The organism is Telluria sp. RB2R28 (genome assembly GCF_059685835.1).
The window spans coordinates 640,222-662,699 of record NZ_JCASIK010000002.1; the positions used below are offsets into that span (position 1 = coordinate 640,222).

Annotated in this window: 17 protein-coding genes; 3 read left to right on the forward strand and 14 right to left on the reverse strand. The window is 63.6% G+C overall.

Annotation, left to right across the window (positions count from 1 at the left end):
* Positions 1–154 precede the first annotated feature (154 nt).
* The 4 genes from AC56LV_RS10475 to AC56LV_RS10490 all read right to left on the reverse strand — a co-directional run bounded on the left by AC56LV_RS10475 (position 155) and on the right by AC56LV_RS10490 (position 10,207).
* Positions 155–3,472, reverse strand: a complete 3,318-nt coding sequence (locus tag AC56LV_RS10475) for a GH92 family glycosyl hydrolase (RefSeq protein WP_499557443.1) — start codon at positions 3,470–3,472, stop codon at positions 155–157.
* Positions 3,469–6,168, reverse strand: a complete 2,700-nt coding sequence (locus AC56LV_RS10480; RefSeq protein WP_499557445.1) for a beta-mannosidase — start codon at positions 6,166–6,168, stop codon at positions 3,469–3,471. The genes AC56LV_RS10475 and AC56LV_RS10480 overlap by 4 nt, the downstream gene beginning before the upstream one ends.
* Positions 6,169–6,229: 61 nt before the next feature.
* The gene (locus AC56LV_RS10485; protein ID WP_499557447.1) at positions 6,230–9,436 is read right to left on the reverse strand and encodes a TonB-dependent receptor; all 3,207 of its coding nucleotides are present in this window, start codon (positions 9,434–9,436) and stop codon (positions 6,230–6,232) included.
* A gap of 456 nt (positions 9,437–9,892) precedes the next feature.
* Positions 9,893–10,207, reverse strand: a complete 315-nt coding sequence (locus tag AC56LV_RS10490) for a hypothetical protein (RefSeq protein ID WP_499557449.1) — start codon at positions 10,205–10,207, stop codon at positions 9,893–9,895.
* Between the two features lie 383 nt (positions 10,208–10,590).
* Between AC56LV_RS10490 and AC56LV_RS10495 the strand changes: the two genes are divergently transcribed.
* Complete coding sequence (locus AC56LV_RS10495; RefSeq protein WP_499557451.1) at positions 10,591–12,081, forward strand: SulP family inorganic anion transporter; 1,491 nt, start codon at positions 10,591–10,593, stop codon at positions 12,079–12,081.
* Between the two features lie 80 nt (positions 12,082–12,161).
* Positions 12,162–12,626, forward strand: a complete 465-nt coding sequence (locus AC56LV_RS10500; RefSeq protein WP_499557453.1) for a DUF421 domain-containing protein — start codon at positions 12,162–12,164, stop codon at positions 12,624–12,626.
* 1 nt (position 12,627) lies between these two features.
* Here the strand turns inward: AC56LV_RS10500 and gluQRS are convergent, their stop codons facing one another.
* The 10 genes from gluQRS to AC56LV_RS10550 all read right to left on the reverse strand — a co-directional run bounded on the left by gluQRS (position 12,628) and on the right by AC56LV_RS10550 (position 21,083).
* Positions 12,628–13,530 carry a tRNA glutamyl-Q(34) synthetase GluQRS gene (gluQRS, locus tag AC56LV_RS10505; protein WP_499557455.1) on the reverse strand — a complete coding sequence of 301 codons (903 nt, stop codon included), beginning with the start codon at positions 13,528–13,530 and terminating at the stop codon, positions 12,628–12,630.
* 6 nt (positions 13,531–13,536) lie between these two features.
* A complete protein-coding gene (locus AC56LV_RS10510; protein ID WP_499557456.1) occupies positions 13,537–14,040 on the reverse strand; it encodes a nuclear transport factor 2 family protein in 504 nt (167 codons plus the stop codon).
* Between the two features lie 63 nt (positions 14,041–14,103).
* A complete protein-coding gene (gene rnk, locus AC56LV_RS10515; RefSeq protein WP_258835071.1) occupies positions 14,104–14,499 on the reverse strand; it encodes a nucleoside diphosphate kinase regulator in 396 nt (131 codons plus the stop codon).
* Between the two features lie 320 nt (positions 14,500–14,819).
* The gene (gene gltA, locus AC56LV_RS10520; protein ID WP_183555468.1) at positions 14,820–16,121 is read right to left on the reverse strand and encodes a citrate synthase; all 1,302 of its coding nucleotides are present in this window, start codon (positions 16,119–16,121) and stop codon (positions 14,820–14,822) included.
* 96 nt (positions 16,122–16,217) lie between these two features.
* Positions 16,218–16,484, reverse strand: a complete 267-nt coding sequence (locus AC56LV_RS10525; protein ID WP_499557458.1) for an FAD assembly factor SdhE — start codon at positions 16,482–16,484, stop codon at positions 16,218–16,220.
* Between the two features lie 259 nt (positions 16,485–16,743).
* The gene (locus AC56LV_RS10530) at positions 16,744–17,454 is read right to left on the reverse strand and encodes a succinate dehydrogenase iron-sulfur subunit (protein WP_183555470.1); all 711 of its coding nucleotides are present in this window, start codon (positions 17,452–17,454) and stop codon (positions 16,744–16,746) included.
* 57 nt (positions 17,455–17,511) lie between these two features.
* A complete protein-coding gene (sdhA, locus tag AC56LV_RS10535) occupies positions 17,512–19,290 on the reverse strand; it encodes a succinate dehydrogenase flavoprotein subunit (RefSeq protein WP_183555471.1) in 1,779 nt (592 codons plus the stop codon).
* 2 nt (positions 19,291–19,292) lie between these two features.
* A complete protein-coding gene (sdhD, locus tag AC56LV_RS10540; protein ID WP_258835073.1) occupies positions 19,293–19,661 on the reverse strand; it encodes a succinate dehydrogenase, hydrophobic membrane anchor protein in 369 nt (122 codons plus the stop codon).
* A gap of 3 nt (positions 19,662–19,664) precedes the next feature.
* Positions 19,665–20,090, reverse strand: a complete 426-nt coding sequence (gene sdhC / locus AC56LV_RS10545) for a succinate dehydrogenase, cytochrome b556 subunit (RefSeq protein ID WP_499557460.1) — start codon at positions 20,088–20,090, stop codon at positions 19,665–19,667.
* 228 nt (positions 20,091–20,318) lie between these two features.
* Positions 20,319–21,083, reverse strand: a complete 765-nt coding sequence (locus AC56LV_RS10550) for a GntR family transcriptional regulator (RefSeq protein ID WP_499557462.1) — start codon at positions 21,081–21,083, stop codon at positions 20,319–20,321.
* Positions 21,084–21,396: 313 nt separating this feature from the next.
* On the opposite strand from AC56LV_RS10550, the gene AC56LV_RS10555 reads away from it, so the two are divergent.
* Positions 21,397–22,386: a malate dehydrogenase gene (locus tag AC56LV_RS10555; protein WP_183555475.1), complete on the forward strand. Its 990-nt coding sequence runs from the start codon at positions 21,397–21,399 to the stop codon at positions 22,384–22,386.
* Positions 22,387–22,478: the final 92 nt, after the last annotated feature.

Sequence of the window (22,478 nt, forward strand, 5' to 3'; positions counted from 1 at the left end):
GGGCGTTTTTTGCGTCGTCCGGATGGCATCCGGCGCGCGTTGTTCCAGTGCGTTTTATAACAGCCGCGCCTCCGGAGCGTCAACGCGGGCAGACTAAACTGCCGATGTTTTAGCGCGTTTTAGTAAACAAGCAGCGCCCCAGAGTGCGGTGTGTTTACCGCGCCTCGAGCAGCTCCACTTCGGCCAGCTCGAATGCGGCACCCTGCGCAAAGCGCAAGCGGTACGCCTTGTACACGCCTGGCTTGGCGATGCCGAATGGCCGCAGCTGACGCTCCCAGGCAAAGACTTCGTTCTCGCGCGTGTCGAGCGCCACCCAGCCACCCTTGGCGTCGCGGCCTTCGAGCGTCCACGACACCTTGCCCAGCGGCGCCTTGCCGCCGGTGAGCGTGTAGTGGCTGATGCGCGCGCTCTTGGTCAGGTTGACACCGATGTTCGCTGCCGCCGGCACCTCCACGGCGGTGGCCGCGTCGTCGTCGGTCAGCGGCGCAGGAGCGCGCTTGCCGTCCAGCGTGAGCGTGGCGCCCTTGCTGCGGTCGATCAGGCCTGCAGGCCGCTTGCCAACAGGCGTCAGCGATGCCGGCAAGTCACCTGCCCCGGTGCCCCAGGTCGATGGCGTGCTGCCCATCGTGAATTCGAGCGTCGCGCCACCAGCGATGTCGTCGTGGCGGATCCATGGCTTGGTCCACGGCTTGCCATTGACGGTGAGCGACTGCACGTAGACGTTGTCCGGGCTGTTGTTATGCGCGATCACGGACAGCGTGCGGCCGTTTTCCAGGCGCACGTCGGTGCGCGCGAACGCCGGCGAGCCGATCACGTATTCGGGAGACCCCATCCGCAGCGGATACAGGCCCATAATCGCGAACGTGTACCAGGCCGACATCTCGCCATTGTCTTCGTCGCCCGCATAGCCCTGCCCGATCTCGCTGCCCAGGTACAGGCGCGCCAGGATGTCGCGCGTGATCTTCTGCGTCTTGGCAGGCTGGCCGGCGGCCGCGTACATCCATGGGATGTGGTGCGACGGCTGGTTGCTGTGGGCGTACATTCCCATGCGCACGTCGCGCGCCTCCGTCATTTCGTGAATCACCTGGCCGTAGCTGCCCGAGAACGTCGCCTGCGCCGTTTCCGGCGTGGCGAAGAACGTGTCGAGCCGCTTGCCCAGCGCCGCGCGTCCGCCCATCAGGCCGGCCAATCCTTCGGCATCGTGCGGTACGGTGAACGCGAAGTTCCAGGCATTCGCTTCCGTGTAGTCGCCACCCCAGCGGCGTGGATCAAAGGCGTTGGCCGGTTCGCGCCACGCGCCCTTGGCGTCGCGGCCGCGAAAGAACCCCGTGGCCGGGTCGTACAGGTGGACGTAATCGGTGGCGCGCGCGCCGAAGTACGCGGCTTCTTCACGGTAGCGGCGACCACGTGCGGTGTCCCCTTCCCCGCCGGCCAGCGCGGTGGCCATCTGCGCCAGGCCAAAGTCGTTCAGTGCGCCCTCGAGCGTCCACGACATGCCTTCATGGACCGACGCATCGGCATAGCCGCGGTACATCGACTTGCCCAGGCCCTTGCGCCCGACGTTCGACACGGGCGGCACGACGGTCGCATTCTTCAGCGCCGCCTCATAGGCCTGGTGCGCATCGAAGCCGCGCACGCCCTTTAGCCAGGCATCGGCGAAAGCGACGTCGGAACTGGTGCCGACCATCAGGTCGGCGTAGCCGGGCGACGACCAGCGCGCCACCCAGCCGCCGTCACGGTACTGCTGCAGGAAGCCGTCGACCATCTCGCCGGCGCGCTTGGGCGCGAACAGCGCGTAGGCCGGCCAGGTGGTGCGGAACGTATCCCAGAAGCCGTTATTGACATACACCTTGCCAGCGACGACGGGCGCCGAGGTCTTGTCATCGTCGCCCCCGGTCTTGGCCTGCGACCAGCCGCTCTGGTCGGCGTGGCGCCAGTCGGGCTGCTGCGCGCTGCCGACGTTTTCGTGGCCGACGTTCGGGTACAGGAACAGGCGATACAGGTTCGAGTAGACCGTCGTCAGCTGGTCGTCGCTGGCGCCGTCGACCTTCACACGGCCCAGTTCCTTGTCCCACGCCGCCTGCGCGCGTTCGCGCACGGTGTCGAAACCGGCGTCGCCGATTTCGAGCGCGAGGTTTTTCTGCGCCTGCTCGACCGAGATCAGCGACGTGGCGATGCGCATGCGAACCTCGCCGCCGTCGGCCTTGAACTTGATGTAGCCGGTCGGGCGGCCCGTCTCCAGGGGTCCGCTGGCCTGCCAGCGCTGGTCGAAGCGGGCGAACACGAACATGCGCGTCGCGCCGTTCGACAGGCCGCTGCGCGTGTCGGTGTAGCCGCGCAGCGTCTGCGTGGCCGCGTCCAGGCGCAGGCCGCCGCGCGCGTCGACATTATCGAACAGCAGGTTGGCGTCACCTCCTTGCGGGAAGCGGAAGCGGAAGATCGCCGCCCGCTCGCTTGGTGCAATCTCGGCGCGGATACCATTGTCGAAATCCACGCGGTACGTGTGCGCGCGCGCCACTTCGTTATCGTGCGAGAACGACAGCGCGCGGCGCTTGCGGTCGGGATCGGGCTGGCCGCTCGCGTTCGACGGCATGATCTGGAAGGTCTGGCGGTCGCCCATCCAGGGACTCGGCTGGTGGCTCAGCGACAGCGCCTGCAGGCGCGGCCGGTTGTTTTCGTCGTTCTGCTCGTTCCAGCGGTACAGCCAGCTCAGGGTGCTGGCGTCGGTGGCCGGCGTCCAGAAGTTGAAGCCGTGGGGCATCGCCGTGGCCGGGATATTGTTCCCGCGCGAGAAGGTGCCGTTCGCCTGGGTGCCGCGCGTGGTCAGCACGTGATCCGTTGGACGCCTGGCTTCGGCGCGGGTCTGCTCGCCGATGACGATGTCATCGAGCCAGCCGCTGGCACCGGCGGCCGCAGTGGGTTGCAGCGCCAGCTCGATCGACTTGATGCGGCGCCCCGCCAGGCTGCCCAGGCGTACGGACTTGTGCGCCCACTGCTGCGGATACAGCGTGTTCGACCTGGCCTGCGCCGCCGCATCGATGCGCACGCCGTGGTTGTCGCGCAGGTCCAGGCTCGAGATATGGCGGCCGTCGTCCAGCACCAGGTCCAGCGCCACGCCGGTGGACGTGGCGATGTCGCCGTCGACGATTTCGGGCAGCACGTTCCAGGACAGGACCGTGTCGGCCTTGATTGCCAGGTCGACCGCGAACAGCGGCAGGCGCCCGCCCTTGCCGTCCGCGCGATATTGCAGCGCGCGCAGGCCCGTGTAGCCGGTCTTCGGCTTGGCAGCATACGGCTTGTCGGGGCCACTGCCCGGCGTGACCCGGATGCTCTCGCCCGTGCCGGTGGCAGGAAGGGGTTCGTTCGCTTCGAAAGAGGTGGCAAAACCGTTCGCAGTGCGGGGTTCGGCGGCATTGGCCATGCCGGCCAGCAGCATAACTACGGCGGCGCCGATGGTGTGGGTCTTGTTCATGGGGTGATCTTCCAGGAAGTTGGGTTGGTCGCGCGCATGGCATCACGCAGCGAACGGACATGGAGGGCGGCGCGCAGCACGCTGTCGCTGGCGGTGGACGTCACGCGCACGGTGACGGGTTCGCCCGGCAGCACGGTCAGGGCATTGTCGTGGAACAGCGCATCGACGTCGCCGGCATCGAGCCAGACGCCGCGCGCCAGTGTCGCTGCCGTGATCTCGATGCGGTAGCCGGCACCATCGCGGTGAACGGTCGTGTGCAGGACCGGATCGCGCCAGGCGACGTCTTTCGCCGGCACGAAGTAGACGACGCCAGTCGATGCCGGCTCGCCCTCCACCTGCAGCGTGAACACGGCAACCGTCGATGCGGGATCCGCGCCAGCGAGCAGGTCGGCATCAGCATACGCGCCCGCATCGACTGCTGACAGCGGCGCGATCGTAACAGCCTCGCGCGCATCGCGCAGCACGGCGCCATCGAGCGACATCACACGCGTGCGCAAGGTCCCCTGCACGGCGTGCGTGCGGTCGTTGAGCATGCTGACGCGTGTGGCGCCCCGGGCATCGCGCAATGCCGCGACGGCGACCGGTGCAAAGAAGCGGCGCGCATGAAACTGCAGCGCCTTCGGCCGGCCGAACCAGTCGATGCTCGACCACGATGCGCCGGGCCACACATCGTTGAGCTGCCAGTACAGCGAGCCCATTGTGTGAGGCCGGCTGCGGCGATGGTGCAGCGCGGCCAGCTCGATGCCGTCGGCCTGCATCACCTGGCTCAGGTAAGCAAATGCCGGAAAATCGACCGGTTCGCCGAACTGCTCCTGCACATACTTCATCAGGCGCTCGTTGCCCTTGCCGGCCATGAATTTCTGGTGCGCTTCGATGACCGGCGTGGCCACGCCCTGCTCGGCGCGCGTGGCAAACGCATCGATCGTGCGCTGAACGGGCCAGGCCTGCAGCCCGTACTCGGACATGAAGCGCGGCGTGATGTCGAGATAGTTGGACACCGGATGCGCCGGATTGCCCCACACTTCCCAGTAGTGCATGTCGCCACTGCCGGGCGTGTTGGCAGCCTCCTGCAAATCGTTGCCGGGTGAGCTCGACCAGTAGCCGATGCCGCCGCCTTCTTCGGCGACCACGTGGCGCAGGTCGACGCCGAACAGCGCAACATACCCGTCCCAGACCTGACTGGCAAACACCGGATCGGCGCTCTCGAGTGTTTTGCGGTGGCCCCAGTTTTTCCAGGCGATCTCCTGCTCGTTGTTGCCGCACCAGAGCACGACGCTCGGACGGTTGCGCAGGCGCCGCACCTGGTCGCGCGCCTCATGGACGACATTGGCGCGAAACGCTGGATCGTATGCCGGCTGCATCCCGCCGCCGAACATGAAGTCCTGCCAGACCATCAGGCCCAGCTCGTCGGCCAAGTCATAGAAATCTTCGTCCTCGTAATAGCCGCCGCCCCAGCTCCTCAGCATGTTCATGTTGGCGTCGGCCGCCGATTGCAGCACGCGTCGCAATTGCTCACGGCGCACGCGCGGCTGGAACATGTCGAACGGGATCGTGTTGGCGCCCTTGGCGAACACGGGAATGCCATTGATGACGAAATAAAAGCCCTGGCCGGCGGCGTCGTGGTCGCGCCGCAGTTCGACGCTGCGCAAGCCCGTGCGCGCAGCGTGCGTGGCAAGTGTGTTGTTGCCATGGCTGACGTCGAGCTGGTAGCGGTACAGCGGCTGCTTGCCGTAGCCGTTCGGGAACCAGCGCTGCGGGTCGTCGATCCGCAGCGGCAGTTCAATGCGGTTGGCGCCGGCGCGCAGGTCGATCTGCTTCGTTGCGGCGAGCGTGCGCTGGCCGCCGGGCGCCGTTTGCCACAGGCGCAGCGTGAAGCGCCCGGCGCGCACCACATCCAGCGAAGCGATGGCGGCGACGTCGGCGCGCGCGGCGTCGACGCGGTCCTGGCGCAGTTGCAGGTCGTCGATGCGCACGGCATCCCAGCTGTGCAGCACGACCGGTTTGCCGATGCCGGCCGTGACGTAGCGCGGGCCCCAGTCCCAGCCATAGTGGTAGCCGGGTTTGCGCACGAAGTTCGCGCTCAGGACATCCTTGGGTTCATCGCCATACGGCGACGCGTAGTTGCCGGCGATCTTGTGCGGCATCGCGGCGACCTGCGGCAGCATCGTGTTGATGGGCGAACGGAATACGATGCGCAGGATGTTGCCGTGCTCACGCAGCCGGCCCGCCACCGGCACGCGCCAGGTGCGAAACGCATTGTTCGCATCGAGCAGCTTGACGCCGTTGAGCCAGACTTCGGCAAAGGTGTCGAGCCCGGCGAACACCAGCTCGCTGCGCGCGCGTTGCAGCACGGCGCGCGGCACGTCGAAGGCGGTGCGGTATTCCCAGTCGGCCAGGCCGATCCATTGCAGCCCTGCTTCGGGCGCGCCGACATACGGATCGGGAATCAGGCCGTGCGCCAGCAGGTCGGTATGCACGGTGCCCGGCACCGTGGCCGCGCGCCATGGCATGAGGTCGGGATGCGCCGCTTCGCGCGCGTCGCCCGGCAACAGGTGGAAGCGCCAGCCGCCGTCGATGACGAGCTTGTCGGATGGGTTGGCCAGGGCGAGGCCTGCGCAAAAGAAAAGAAGCAGGCCGGCGCACAGGGTGCGCCAGCCGCCGCCGGCCGTCGAGATCGTGGTGATCCGGTCGTTCATGGCGTGATCCTGGAAAGAAGACACCCTCCCCGCCAGAGTGGCGGGGAGGGTCGATACGGACTCAGAACTTGTAGTTCAGGCCCATATACGCCACACGGCCGGCGTAGTTGTTGCTGTAGAAGCGCGACTTGGTGTCGTTGCCCAGGTACGAGTGCGACTCTTCCTCGGTGGCGTTCAGGACCGATGCGGTCAGGCTCAGCTGCGGCGTGAAGTTGTACGACGCGTTCAGGTCGACCTGGCTGTACGGCGCCTCATACACGTTCAAGCCGTTCATCAGACCGTTGACCACCAGCCCGCGGCGGTTGTACGACGCGCGCAGCATGAGCCGGTCGGTCGAGTAGAACACCGTCACGTTGGCCTGATTCTTGGCGCTGCCCACGAGTGGCGAGGTGCCGATCTCGGTGCCGTCGGCCAGCGTGATGGCGGCCTGGTTGGTCTTGTTGTACGTGTAGTTGACCTGGAAGCCGATGCCGTTGTCGAACGTGTGCTGGCCGTACAACTCGATGCCTTTCGACACCGCGTCGCGCCCGCCGGCACTGGTCGAGTAATTCTGCACCGCGATCGCCTCGCCACCCAGGTTCAGGTTGACGTCACGCACCACTGGCACCGCGAAGTTCTTGACGTTCTTGCGGAAGATGCCGGCGCCGAGCACCGAGCCGCGGTGGAAGTACCACTCCAGGCCCAGGTCGTACTGCGTTGCCTGGTACGGCTCAAGATCCTTGTTGCTGCCCGAGCCGAACCAGCCCTGGCGATCGCCCCCGCCGATCAGGCGGCGATCGTTGACGTATTCCTGGCTGTAATTGCTCAGGGCGCCCGGCGCGCCGATATCGTTGTAGCTCGGACGTGCCACGACTTTCGAGGCCGCGCCGCGCAGCAGCAGCGTGTCGGTCAGGTCGTAGGCAACGTTCAGGCTTGGCAGCACGTCGGTGTAGGTGCGGTCGAGCGCGCTGACGACATAGGTCGACACGTGGCCCGTGGCCGGATTGGTTTCGCTGTCCGGCACGACCGTGAAGCCACTCGTGCAACCCGAGCCGGCAGGTGCACCAGCGGCTGGCAAGCCACCGGCCAGGCATGGCGCAGGCGTACCGTCAGGACCGTCGAAGAAGTAGTCGTTGTAGTAGTCGACCTTGTCGGTCGAATCGGCATGCTGGCGGGTACGCACGACGCGCACACCCAGGTTGCCGCGCAGGCGGTCGGTCTTGAAATTGCCCTGCAAGTACATCGACGTGATCTTTTCATCCACGTTGTAGATGAAGTTTTCTTCGTTGCGGGTCTGCATCTCGCCGTACGTCTGGTTCAGGTACGAGATGTAGGCCGGGTAATTGATGCCGGGGAAAGCGCTGGCTTTCAGGCCGCCCGTCAGGTTGCCCAGCGATTCGTCGTACAAAAATTCTGGACGGAACTGGTTGGCCGATGCATCGCAACCGTTCTGGTAGCGGCTGTCGTAGTCGCCCGGATTGGCGCCCTTGCAGACCCAGTAGTTGTTGCCGGTGCTGCGGCTGGTGCCACCATCGCGGTACTTGGCGCCGAACTGGACCGAGTCGAGCCAGTTGCTGTCGGCGTGCCAGGTCAGGTCAGCCTGTGCGTAGTTCTGCTCGGTGCTGTTGCGGGTCCAGGACGACGAGGTCGAACCCAGGTCGATCTCGCCGATGCCGTTACGCAGGTTCTGCATCAGTTCCGGCGCGAACGTCATCGTCGGCTTGCCGCTCACGTCCCACGACGTGGCCGTGTTACCGAGCGACCAGCTACCGTCGGCGTTCTGGCGACGCGGCTTGATCGGCATGCCGAATTGCAGTTCCGGGCCGCCCTTGGCCCAGGTGCGGCCGGCCTTGAAGGTGGCGTCGACGGACTCGCCCTTCCATTCGACTTCAAAGTCAGCCGTCTGCGACAGCGCTTTCTCGCGGCTGTAGCCGCCGGCGATCTGCGGGGTCGGGATCGTGCAATCGTCCGGGCCGAAGCCGCCGGTGTTGGTCAAGCCGGCAGCGCCAGCCTGCGCGCTGTTGCAGTAATACGCCTTGCCCGGGCGCGCGCTGTACTGCGCGCCCGTGACGACGGTGCCGCTCGGGTCGAACGTGAGGCCGTCGAGCAGGCGCCCGCCCGGCCAGTTGCCGTCGCCGTCGTAGCGCGCGATATTCCATTCCGGGACCTTCAACTGGTTCAGCTGCGAATTCTGCTGCAGGTCGAAGCGGAAGTAATTGGCCGTCATGTTCAGGTTGCGCAGCGGCTTGAACTGCAGCGTGACCTGCCCGCCCTTGCGCTCTCGCTCGGTGGTGCGCACGTCCAGCGCGACGGCGGTCGGCATCGCGAACTTGGTGTAGTACTTGCCCGACTGGTCGTAGAAGCCCGACTGGCCCCACCAGAACGAATTGAGTTTCGATGGCTGGCCATCGGCGCCCACCGGTGGCTGGGCCTTGTAGTCGTCGGCATACCATTGCCAGTTTTCGGTGCTCGCGCCCATCGTGCGCGTGGTGCGCTTTTGCTGGGTGTAGCCAACCAGCACGCCAAAGCGGTTGCTCTCGTCGTGCCACGCGTACTGGCCGGAGAATTGCGGGTCGGTCTTCTTGGTGGTATCGGCCCAGGTGCCTTCGGCATTGACGAAGCCCGTGCCCGACTTGACGTCGAGCGGCCGACGCGTGCGCAGGATCACCGTGCCGCCGATGCCGCCTTCGTCGAAGCGCGCTTCGGACGTCTTGTACAGCTCGGCGCTGGCCAGCATGTTCGACGGCATCAGCATGTAGTTGAACGAGCGCGACGGATCGCCATTCGATTCGGCGGTGGCGACGTAGTTGCCGTTCAGCTGGGTCAGGGTCAGGTCGGACGACAGACCGCGCACGCTGACGTTCTTGCCTTCGCCGCCACTGCGGGTGACGACCACGCCCGGCACGCGCTGGAGCGCATCGGCCACGTTCTTGTCCGGGAATTTACCCACGTCTTCGGCGGTCACCACCTCGACGATGGAATTGGCTTCGCGCTTCTGGTCGAGGCTTTTCTCGATGGAGTAGCGGAAGCCCGTCACCACCACCGTCGACGGACCGGCAGCGGCAGGCTGGTCGGCGGACGGCGCCTCGGTGGCTGCAGTTGCAACTGCGGTTGCGGCCGGGGCCGTCTGCACTGCGCCTGGCTGCGCGGCCGGCGGCTGGGCCGGCTGGTCGGCCGGCATGGTCTGGGCGTGAACGGTCGACAGCGACAGCAGCGCGAGGCTGACGGCCATGGCGATGGGCGTGACGCTGCAGCGCTGCCGTGAAGCGCGGTGGGTGTGTGAATGCATGTGTGTCTCCTGGTCGTGCCCTGTATGGGCTATCTTTTATGGCGGCAGCTGGTTTCGGCGGCCGTCAACCGGCAGCCTTTGCGCACCGCAACGTGAAGCGTCCCGATGTCATCGCCAGCGCGACACGTTCTCAGGGTGTCGCCTGCCGGCCTGTCGCAGATTTACTAAACGGCGGGCATCTCTTCTGCATGTCGCAGGGGTCGTGCAAACCGGTACCGCAAATTTATACAAGTAGTGTGTGAAGTCTCAACAAACTTTGGCAGTTTGCGTGAAGTTTAGTGCCGTTTAGTAAACGACGACTGCACAATTTGCCTCCAGGAATTTTTCGTGGCGCTTTCACGCTGACGGGCGTCTCCACGATTTCTCCACATTGTTGGCGCAGGATGTGTTTCATGCCCACCAAGGAGAACACCATGAACCGCATCATCCGATCCAGCCTGGCCGTCGGCTTGGCCATTACCCTGCCACTGTCAGCCAGCCTGGCGCACGCCGCCGGGCAACCCGACTGCCGTGGCGCCAGCAGCAAATGCGCGCCGCCACCACCGCCGCCTGCGCCACCGGCGCCGCCAGCGGGTGCAGTTGCGCCAGTGGCGCCGCCGGCACCGCCAGTTGGCGCGCCGCCACCGCCACCACCAGCACGGGGTGCTCACGCACTGAAAGACAGGCCAGTGCCACCAGCGCCACCAGCGCCACCAGCGCACGCCAAGCGGATCGCGCCGCCGCCGCCACCACCGCCAGTCGCCGGGATGCCCGACGTTGCGCCGCCTGCACCGGCTGATGGACCTGCCGTCAAACCGGTAGCGCGGTAACCGGCCGCACCGCAGCATGCAACTTGACTGATGTTATGTTGCGGTGCAAAATAGCTGGCTATGACCGTATCGTCCCTCCCCGCCACCCAGCTCCGCCGCGCCCAACGTGCTCACAGCACGCGTCGCGCCGTGATGCGGCTGGCCGCGGCATCCTTCCCGGGATGCGGATTGCCACGCGGTTATTTCTGCTCAGTAACACCTCCGTAATACCCCTTCCCCCATTGCGCGTCCATGCACCGCCGTCATCACGACGCCGGAGTGTTGTCGTTCGTCTTGCTGCGCCCTGCTTCGTGCTGGCGCTCCCATTTCTTGCACTCGGCTGTTACAGCCCGGGAAGGTATCCTCATGGTATTTCAACAAATCCGCCAGGACTGGTTCTCCAACGTCCGTGGCGACCTGCTTGCAGGTATCGTCGTCGCTCTCGCCCTCATCCCAGAGGCCATTGCGTTTTCCATCATTGCCGGTGTCGACCCGAAGGTCGGCCTGTACGCGTCGTTCTCGATCGCGACTTTGATCGCCTTTTTTGGCGGGCGGCCAGGCATGATTTCCGCTGCCACCGGCGCCATGGCGCTGATCATGGTCTCGCTCGTCAAGGAGCACGGCCTCGATTACCTGCTGGCCGCCACCATCCTGACCGGCGTGCTGCAGATCGTCGCCGGCTGGATCAAGCTCGGCCGCCTGATGCGGTTCGTCTCGCGCTCGGTGATCACGGGCTTCGTCAACGCCCTGGCGATCCTGATTTTCCTCGCCCAGTTACCTGAGCTGACGAACGTCACATGGCACGTGTACGCGGTCACCGCGGCCGCGCTGGCCATCATCTACGGCTTGCCGTACCTGACGCGCGCCGTGCCGTCGCCACTGGTCGCGATTGTCGTGATGACCGGTGCGTCCATCGCACTGGGCCTGGACATCCGCACCGTCGGCGACATGGGCCAGCTGCCGGACAGCCTGCCGTCGTTCCTGATCCCGAACGTGCCGTTCAGTCTCGAGACCCTGCAGATCATCTTGCCGTACTCGGCCACGCTGATGCTCGTGGGCCTGCTCGAATCGCTGATGACCGCCACGATCGTCGACGACCTGACCGATACCCGCAGCAACAAGAACCGTGAATGCGTCGGCCAGGGCATCGCCAACGTCGCCACCGGCTTCATCGGCGGTATGGCCGGCTGCGCGATGATCGGCCAATCGGTGATCAACATCAAATCCGGCGGCCGCACACGCCTGTCGTCGCTGGCAGCCGGTGTCGTGCTGCTGTTCATGGTCGTGTTCCTGGGTGACTGGGTGCGCCAGATTCCGATGGCGGCGCTGGTGGCCGTGATGATCATGGTGGCCATCGGCACGTTCAGCTGGAGTTCGCTCAGCAACCTGCGCGCGCATCCGACCAGCTCGAGCATCGTCATGCTCGCCACCGTCGTCGTCACCGTGGCCACGCACGACCTGGCCAAGGGCGTGCTGGCGGGCGTGTTGTTGTCAGGCGTGTTCTTTGCGCAGAAGGTCAGCCGAATGCTCGGCGTCACCTCGCGCGTCGAGGCTGACAAGGACGGCGGCGAAATCCGCCACTACCTGGTCAGTGGCCACGTGTTCTTCGTGTCGTCCGACCAGCTGGTCCATGCGTTCGACTACAGCCCGACGCGCGCGACCGTGCACATCGACCTGAGCGACGCGCATTTCTGGGACATCACTGCCATCGGCGCGCTCGACAAGGTGGTGCTGAAGCTGCGCCGCGCCGGTGCGCAGGTGGTCTTGCATGGCTTGAACGAGGCCAGCGCCACCTTGATGACCCGGTTTGCCATCCACGACAAGGACGGCGCCGAAGACATGCTGGCCGGGCACTAATCTAGGTGTGGCGCAGACGGGCGTCATGTTGTTGGCAGATTGATTACAATCAGCGCCTGTTTCATGCCCCTGGAGGCGCCATGTTCGACTTCGATCTACCCTGGTGGGAGCTGATCGCGCGCGGCGCGATCGTCTACTGCGCCCTGCTTGCCATGATGCGTATTGCAGGCCGCCGTACGGTCGGGCAATTCACGCCGTTCGACCTGCTCGTGGTGATGCTGTTGTCCGAATCCGTGTCCAATTCAATGACCGGTGGCGACGAATCACTGCTCGGCGGGCTGGTCATCGCTGCGACGCTGGTGGCGCTGACCGTGCTGATCGCCTTTCTGACATCGCGCAGCCGCAAGTTCGAGGCGTTCGTCGAGGGCAGCCCCGTATTGATCGGCCGCGATGGCGTGTTCTTCAAGGATGTGATGAAAAGTTGCCGTCTGTCGCAGGACGATGTCGAAGAAGCGCTGCGCGGCGCCGACTGTCCGCGCCCGAAGATGAAGTGCGCGTTTCTCGAAGTGAACGGCACCATCAGCATCATGCAAAATCCGCAGTAAATTACCGCAATGCGCCGTGCTGGGCCAGCAGCCGCCCCCAGGCGGGAATCGCGGCGCGCCAGAATGCCTCGATGGCATCTGGCGCTGGCCCGTCGAGCACGAGCCCCAGGAACGCTGCAGTCTCCATCAGCACGCCGATTGCGGCAGGCGCATCGCCTGCCGTGACGGCAAGCGCGCCCGTCTGCTTCGACAATTTTTCTCCATTGCTGTTGCGTACCACCGGCACGTGCAGGTAGCGCGGCGTCGGTGCTTTCAGGAGTCGTTGCAGATGGATCTGGCGCGGCGTCGAGTCGAGCAAGTCTGCGCCGCGCACAATGTCGGTCACGCCCTGCTCGATATCGTCCACCACGACGGCCAGTTGATAGGCCCAGAATCCGTCCGCACGTTTCAGCACGAAGTCGCCGGCATCGCGCGCGAGATGCTGCGTGACCGGTCCGGCAAAGCGGTCAATGAAAGTAATCTCATCCTCGCCTGCCGCCGGCACGCGCACGCGCAGGCTGCGCATGGTGCGGCCCGGGCCGAGGCCATGGCGGCAGGTGCCGGGATAGATGGCGCTGCCGTCGGGCGCGACGCCGATCCGCGAATCGGCGATTTCGCGCCGGTTGCAGCCGCACGGATACGTGTCGTGCCCGATGCGCGCGGCAGCGGCTTCATACAAATGCTTGCGCCGGCTTTGCCAGACGATCTCGCCATCGTGCCTCATTCCCAGCGCGGCCAGCAATTGCAGCATGCTTTCGGCCGCGCCGGGCACGCTGCGGCCTTCGTCGATGTCTTCAATGCGGATCAGCCAGGTGCCGCCATGCCAGCGGGCATCGAGGTAGCTGGCCATGGCCGCGACCAGTGAACCGGCATGCAGCGGCCCGGAAGGCGACGGCGCAAAGCGGCCGATGTAGTGCGTGTTCACTACAGCTTATTTCTTCGGTTGCTTTTCGTGGGCGGCGATGATGCCGGCGACCTGGCCATTGACGGCATTGGGTACTGCCATCGAGAGCTGGTAGTGAACGATCTCGAAGCCTGACTTGGTCTTGCGCAGCACGCCGCTGGCCATCGCCGGCCCCATGTTCTTGGTATCGAGCAGCTCGTCGAACCAGATCAGCGATTTGTCGGCGGACGCGTAGACATTGCGGCGCGTCGCCTTGAAGGTCCAGGCCGACTTGGCATCGAAGTACTTCTTCGACCACGTCTTGAAGGCGTCGCGCGTCCACAGCTCGGTGCGGTCGGTGCCGATATACACGCCATCCCTGGCGATCTTGTCGAAGTACGCCATGCGCGTGTTGGCGGCATCGTCGTGCCAGCCGTCGACGAAGGCATTGACCTCGCGCGTGAGGGTGGGATCGGTCGCAGCATGCGCGGCGCCGCTCAAGCCCGGCGACAAGGAAAGGCACAGGAAGCAGGCGGCGAAAAAGCGTTGCATGGTAGTTCCCTCGGTGACGTCATGAGCGACACATTCTACACATGCACGCCACAGGCCGGGGCGCTACCGTTTCGCCGGCTCGGGTTGATGCTCGATGCCGAGCACCGTGGCCTCATGCGGGCCGTCCGGCTGCTGCCACGACATCCGCCCGCCCACGCGCACGCCCAGGAGCGCCATACCAGCCGGCGTGAGCACCGATAACCGTTCGGCGGTGTCCTGCATATCGTTGGGGTAACTCAGCGTCATCGTCTCTTCTTCGCTGGCGCCGGCCACGCGAAAGCGCACGCGCGAATTCATGGTCACGACATCTAGCGGCATCTCCCACGGTTCGACCAGTTGCGCATGTTCGAGTTCACCCAGCAGCGCGTCACGCGCCCTGGCCTGCGCTGGCGAAAGCCGGTCGAGTACGCGCTCGAGGCGCTCGAGGTCCAGCCATGAAACAACCATTGAATCACTCATGTCAGTCTCCACGATCAGCGTTGAAAGGGCCGGCTTGCCGCTACGATGGCGGCGCCTGACTGCGGTGCTACGAACTGATGCTGCAAGCCGCTCGGCCATGGGCTGCACGGAGTAATCCCAGCCGCGCCAGTGTGCGTGCGCCAAGGGGTTCGCCTGATCGGGAAAACATGGAATGTTTCATAGTGGCAATTGATACTGATGAGCTCAGTATAGACCTCTTCAGCAGCAACGCCAGGGGTCGGCCAACGAAATATTTTCGCTGCATGCGCCCATGAAAAAAGCGGGCCGCAGCCCGCTTTTTTAGCGATCGAACGGGCGAATTAACGCTTGTCGATTTCCGGCACGTCACGCGCCGGCGAGCCGACGAATAGCTGACGTGGACGGCCGATCTTCTGCTCTGGATCAGCGATCATTTCGTTCCACTGCGCGATCCAGCCGATGGTACGGGCCATCGCGAAGATGCCGGTGAACATGGTTACCGGGATACCCAGTGCCGATTGCACGATGCCCGAGTAGAAGTCGACGTTCGGATACAGCTTGCGCGACACGAAGTATTCGTCTTCGAGGGCGATGCGTTCCAGTTCCATTGCCAGCTTGAACAGTGGGTCGTCCTGCAGGCCCAGTTCTTCCAGCACTTCGTGGCAGGTTTCGCGCATCAGCTTGGCACGCGGGTCGAAGTTCTTGTACACGCGGTGACCGAAGCCCATCAGCTTGACGCCCGAGTTCTTGTCCTTGACCTTCTCGATGAAGGCCGGGATGTTCTCGACGCTGCCGATTTCCTTCAGCATGTTCAGGGCTGCTTCGTTCGCGCCGCCGTGGGCAGGGCCCCACAGGCAGGCGATACCGGCTGCGATACACGCGAACGGGTTGGCGCCCGACGAACCGGCCAGACGGACGGTCGAGGTCGATGCGTTCTGCTCGTGGTCTGCGTGCAGGATCAGGATGCGGTCCAGAGCGCGCACCAGCACGTCGTTGACCTTGTACTCTTCGCACGGGTTGGCGAACATCATGTACATGAAGTTGGCGCTGTACGACAGGTCGTTGCGTGGGTACACGAACGGCTGGCCGACGTTGTACTTGTAGGCCATCGCGACCAGGGTCGGCAGCTTGGCGATCAGGCGGATTGCCGAGATTTCGCGCTGCTTGGCATCGTTGATGTCCAGCGAGTCATGGTAGAACGACGCCAGCGCGCCGACCGTACCGACCAGCACCGACATCGGGTGCGCGTCACGGCGGAAGCCACGGAAGAAGAAGTTCATCTGCTCATGGATCATCGTGTGCTTGGTCACGGTGTCGGTGAACAGGTCTTTCTGCTCTGCGTTCGGCAGTTCGCCGTTCAGCAGCAGGTAGCAGGTTTCCAGGAAGTCGCAGTTGACGGCCAGTTGCTCGATCGGGTAACCGCGGTACAGCAGCTCGCCCTTGTCACCGTCGATGTAGGTGATGCTCGAATTGCAGGCGGCGGTCGACATGAAGCCAGGATCGTACGTGAACTTGCCGGTCGCGCCGTACAGCTTGCGGATGTCGACGACGTCCGGGCCGATGGTGCCTTTGTAGATCGGCATGTCGATCGACGGGCTGCCGTCCGAGAACGACAGGGTGGCTTTGGTATCAGAGATGTTCATGGCACTTCCTTCTTGTGGGAGTGGGTCTACAAAATAAAACGAAACCGGGGGGCGCCGCAACGTGCCTCGTTGGCGAATCGGATGCCCATAGTTCGCTTACGCTAGCCGCAGCTTCGCCAGCAAGGCGTGCACGTGCGGCAGGTCGAGCTCGCCGGAGGGATCATTGCGCCCCAGCAGCAGGTCCAGCAACGGGTTGTCAGCCAGATCAAGCAGGCGCGTCAGCGCATCGACCTCGTCGTCGGTCAGTTCCTGTTCGTGCGCGTCGAGAAAGCGCGTCAGGATCAGATCGTTCTCGAGCAGGCCACGACGTGCACGCCAGCGCAGGCGCGAACGGTTGGCAGGATCGGCTTGATGTGTAATCACATTAAAATCCGTTGTTGGTTCGACATCATACTCCGGCTGCCATGATTCGGCAGTACGGTACTTTTACGGTAATGCGCCGGTGTTGCTCACCGGAGAAGATATGCACACGTATGTTGAACGCGTGGACGGCATAGCCGTCCACCCTACGATTTTGCAACGTCGTAGGGTGGGCGGGTTTCCCCGCCCACGCGTTCAGCATACGCTTGCACACCAACAAGGTGCATGCAATGCCACACGGCACCACATGCACCTGCATCGCTTAAATCGCGCGACGCACCAGCAGTTCCTTGATCTTGCCAATCGCCTTGTTCGGATTGAGGCCCTTCGGGCACACGTCCGTACAGTTCATGATCGAGTGGCAGCGGAACAGGCGGTACGGATCTTCCAGGTTGTCCAGGCGATCGTTGGTCGCTTCGTCGCGCGAGTCGGCGATGAAGCGGTACGCCTGCAGCAGGCCGGCCGGACCGACGAACTTGTCCGGGTTCCACCAGAACGACGGGCACGAGGTCGAGCAGCAGGCGCACAGGATGCACTCGTACAGACCGTCGAGCTCTTCGCGCTCTTCAGGCGACTGCAGACGCTCTTTTTCAGGGCGGATCGACTCGTTGATCAGGTACGGCTTGACCGAGTGATACTGCTTGAAGAAGTTGGTCATGTCGACGATGAGGTCGCGCACCACCGGCAGACCTGGCAGAGGACGCAGCACGATCGGCTGGGTCAGCTCGTTCAGGTTGGTCGTGCAGGCCAGGCCGTTCTTGCCGTTGATGTTCATTGCGTCCGAACCGCACACGCCTTCACGGCACGAGCGGCGCAGCGCCAGCGAGTCATCGACATCCGCCTTGATGCGCTGCAGGACGTCCAGCAGCATCTTGTCGGTGTCTTGCAGCTCGACCGAAACGTCTTGCATGTAAGGCTTCGAATCCTTGTCCGGATCGTAGCGGTAAATTTTCAGTTGGACAGTGCGTGCCATGTTTTTACCTATCTCATCACGGCCCCCGGGCGACAATCGCCCGGTAGCCACAAAATATTAGAAAGTGCGTGCTTTCGGCTTGAAGGTCTCAACCGTCAGCGGCTTTTGCACAACGCCCTTGTACTCGAGGCGGTTGCCTTCGGAGAAGAACAGCGTGTGCTTCATCCAGTTCGCATCGTCACGTGTTTCGTAATCGCTGTGGGCGTGGGCGCCGCGCGATTCCTTGCGGGCCTGGGCCGACACGATGGTCGCTTTCGCGGTCTCGATCAGGTTATCCAGCTCGAGCGCTTCGACGCGGGCCGTGTTGAACACCTTCGACTTGTCCTTGAACGACACGTTCTTGCGACGCTCGTCGAGCACCATAATCTCTTTGACGCCCTGCGTGAGCAGCTGGTCGGTGCGGAACACGCCGCAGTACTTCTGCATCGTGGCGCGGATATCATTGGCGACGTGCTGCACTTTTTCGGTGCCGGTCGACGTTTCCAGGCGGTTCAGGCGATCCAGCGCGAAGTCGGCAGCATCAGCCGGCATCGGCTTGGCAACTTTCTTCTTCAGGTCGGACGCGACGACGTGGTTGCCGGCCGCGCGGCCGAACACGATCAGGTCGAGCAGCGAGTTCGTGCCCAGGCGGTTCGCGCCGTGGACCGAGACGCAGGCGCATTCGCCGATGGCGTACAGACCGTTGACAATCTTCTGGCCGCCCGTACCGTCCGGTGCCACGACCTGACCATGGATATTGGTCGGGATGCCGCCCATCTGGTAGTGAATCGTCGGCACGACAGGAATCGGTTCCTTGGTCGCATCGACGTTGGCGAACTTGTGGCCGATTTCCAGGATCGAAGGCAGACGCTTCTTGATGGTGTCGGCACCAATGTGGCGCAGGTCCAGCAGCACGTGGTCCTTGTTCGGACCGCAGCCGCGGCCTTCTTTGATCTCTTGGTCCATCGAGCGCGACACGAAGTCGCGTGGCGCCAGATCCTTCAGCGTCGGCGCGTAGCGCTCCATGAAGCGTTCGCCGTTGCTGTTGATCAGGATACCGCCCTCGCCGCGCACGCCTTCGGTGATCAGGACGCCCGCACCCGCCACACCGGTCGGGTGGAACTGCCAGAACTCCATGTCCTGCAGCGGCAGGCCGGCACGCGCCGCCATGCCCATGCCGTCACCGGTGTTGATGAAGGCATTGGTCGATGCAGCGAAGATGCGGCCTGCGCCGCCGGTAGCGAAGATGGTGGTCTTCGCTTCCAGGATCATCACGTCGCCGGTTTCCATTTCCAGGGCCATCACGCCGACCACGTCGCCTTCGGCGTCGCGGATCACGTCCAGCGCCATCCATTCGACGAAGAAGTGGGTGCGGGCGCGCACGTTACGCTGATACAGCGTGTGCAGCAGCGCGTGACCGGTACGGTCGGCTGCTGCGCAGGCGCGCTGGACCGGCTTTTCGCCGAAGTTGGCCGTGTGGCCGCCGAACGGACGCTGATAAATCGTGCCATCCGGGTTACGGTCGAACGGCATGCCGAAGTGTTCCAGCTCGTACACAACCTTCGGTGCTTCGCGGCACATGAATTCGATCGCATCCTGGTCGCCCAGGTAGTCGCCACCCTTGACGGTGTCGAACATGTGCCAGTACCAGTCATCCTCGCTCATATTGCCAAGCGAAGCGCCGATGCCGCCCTGCGCCGCGACGGTGTGCGAGCGGGTCGGGAAGACTTTCGAGAGAACAGCAACGTTCAGGCCGGCTTCGGCCAGTTGCAGGGATGCGCGCATGCCGGAACCGCCGGCGCCCACGATGACCGCGTCAAAACGACGGGTAGGAATTGCAGTTTTGATAGCTGCCACGATTACACACTCCAGAGAATTTGCACGGTCCAGGCGGCGCAAGCGAGCAGCCAGAAGATCGTTGCCAGCATCAGGAACAGACGCAGGCCTGCCGATTTAACATAGTCCATCCAGATGTCGCGGATGCCGACCCAGGCGTGGTAGTACAACGCGAGGAAGGTCACCAGCGAGAACAGCTTGAACCATTGGCGGGAGAACAAGCCTGCCCAGCCTTCGTACGTGAAATTCTGCCCGGTCAGGAACGCGACCAGCAGGATGACCGTGTAGACCGCCATGACGATGGCGGTGACGCGCTGCGCCAGCCAGTCCTTGACGCCGTAGTGTGCGCCAACGACGAGGCGGCGCGGGCCAATATTATTCTTGGTTGCCATGATTTAGAACACTCCGAACAGTTTCAGGCCGACCAACGCGGTCAGCGCCAGGCTGATGACCAGGACCCAGCGGGCGGTCGACTGGGCTGCATCCTTGTCCAGGGCCAGGTGATTGTCCATGAACAGGTGACGGATGCCGGCGGTAAAGTGGTGCAGGTAAGCCCACGACAGGCCCAGCAGGATCAGCTTGGACAGCGGGTGGGAAACGATGCCGGCAAAGTAGCCGAACGACGATTCCGACAGCAGACTTTGCTGGAACAGGTACAACAGGAACGGCAGTGCCAGGAACATGCCGGCGCCGCTGATACGATGCAAAATCGACACAATGGCCGATGGCGGCATGCGATATTTGCCAGTGATATCGGTGATGCCGATATTGCGGAACTCCGGCCGCCCCTTCTGCTTTGCTTCTCTCACGGCTTCGGACATGATGGTACACCTCCCTTATGACAACAATTTTTATGTGAACCCTATGGATTTTCGCTGATTTCCCTGTCCTGGTCCGTTCACGCGACGCCAGGTGGGCGGGACAGCGAGCGTAGGACCGGGTCATGTCCGCCGCGCACCCAAAACCAAACTATTTTAGTCGCTCTTGCCGACTTTCGCTGCAGTCGCTATTGACCGCTGCAAAGTATTTCCATACTGCTGAGTTACTTGTCAGGACAGCTCGTTCTGATAGTGATGTTGTTCCGTCAAGTACATGCCACGGCGCAGCTCGACTGCCTTATCACCGTAGGTGAATGAGACCCGCTCGCCACACAGCAGCGGCGTGCCCTCGGGCACCTTCAGATAATCCGCCGTGGCGGCATCGGCCGCGACCGCGCGGATCTTTTCCGTCGCGCGAATCATGCGGGTGCCAAATTCCGTTTCAAACAGGCCGTACATCGGGCCCTTGTATTCCACCAGGCGCTCGGCGCTCAGGCCCTTGAATAACTGGCCCGGCAGCCACAGCTCTTCGAGAATGGTCGGCTTGCCCTCGAACGACTGCACGCGCTTGATGTAGACGACAGCGTCGCCCGCTTTCAGGTCGAGCAGGCGCGCCACCTCGGCCGGCGCCCGGATGCGCCTGACCTCGAGGAAGCGGTTTTCGGGATGGTGCGGCAAGCCTTCGTCGGGCCGCAGGCGCAGGAAGCGAAAATGCGCGCGCTCTTCGGCGTGGCTGGCAACAAACGTGCCCTTGCCCTGGCGGCGCACGACCAGGTTCTCGGCCGCGAGCTCATCAATAGCCTTGCGCACCGTGCCCTGGCTGACCTTGAAACGCCCGGCCAGCTCGACTTCGCTCGGCATCATCTCGCCCGGTTTCCACTCGCCGGCCTGCAGGCTTTTGGTGATCAGGGCCTTGATCTGCTGGTACAGCGGCCGGAAGGACGGCGAGCCGCTGGCGGCAGGGTCGGCAGCCGGATTGGACGAGGTGGAATTCATAGACCGGGATTTCACCACAAAAGTGACATACCGTCCAGCTTTTGAGGCATTCAGATATCTGTCTTATATAAGACATAAGATATGAATTGACAGCCCCGATGACGCAGGCATACACTCATGCCCGACCGGGAGTCGGTGGCACTCTTGCCAGAGTACGCGCGCGACACCCGCGATTGACTTTTGAATAGCCCGGCCGACGCTTTTTGTTATCATTGCAGTCTGATTAAGTCTGATTGCAGCTGAGCCCTACAAGCGTATGCTCGGCGTCGACCTCGGTGCAAACCGTTTTCATTCCCACTTTTGGAGATTCATCATGGCTAAAACCCCAATGCGCGTCGCTGTGACCGGCGCTGCCGGCCAGATCGGCTATTCCCTGCTGTTCCGCATCGCCAACGGCGACATGCTCGGCAAGGACCAGCCGGTCATCCTTCAGCTGCTCGAAATCGACAACGAAAAAGCACAGAAGGCGCTCAAGGGCGTCATGATGGAAATCGACGACTGCGCATTCCCGCTGCTCGAAGGCATGACTGCGCACTCCGATCCGATGACCGCGTTCAAGGACGTTGATGTTGCCCTGCTGGTCGGCGCCCGTCCACGTGGCCCAGGCATGGAACGCAAGGACCTGCTCGAAGCCAATGCCCAGATCTTCACCGTGCAGGGCAAGGCACTCGACGCCGTCGCGTCGCGCAACGTCAAGGTCCTGGTGGTCGGCAATCCAGCCAACACCAACGCCTACATCGCGATGAAATCAGCACCGAACCTGCCAGCGAAAAACTTCACCGCGATGCTGCGTCTGGACCACAACCGCGCGCTGTCGCAAGTGGCAGCCAAGACCGGTAAAGCGGTCAAGGACATCGAAAAAATGGTCGTCTGGGGCAACCACTCGCCAACGATGTACGCCGACTACCGCTTCGCCACCGCTGGCAGCGAGCAGGTCAAGGACCTGATCAACGACCAGGAATGGAACGCCAACACCTTCCTGCCAACCGTCGGCAAGCGCGGCGCTGCAATCATCGAAGCGCGCGGCCTGTCGTCGGCAGCCTCGGCCGCCAACGCAGCCATCGACCACGTCCGTGACTGGGTCCTGGGCACGAATGGCAAGTGGACCACGATGGGTATCCCGTCGGATGGTTCGTACGGCATCCCTGAAGGCACCATGTTCGGCTTCCCGGTCACGACCGAGAATGGCGAATACACGATCGTGCAAGGTCTGGACATCGATTCGTTCTCGCAAGAGCGCATCAACCTGACCCTGAAAGAGCTGGAAGAAGAAAAAGCCGGCGTCGCACACCTGCTGGGCTGATCAGTACAAGGCGCATGGCGATTGCCATGCGCCAACCACGCCGTGCCGCTCAACCGGCACGGCGGTGTTTTATGCAACCAAGCGTTGAAAGC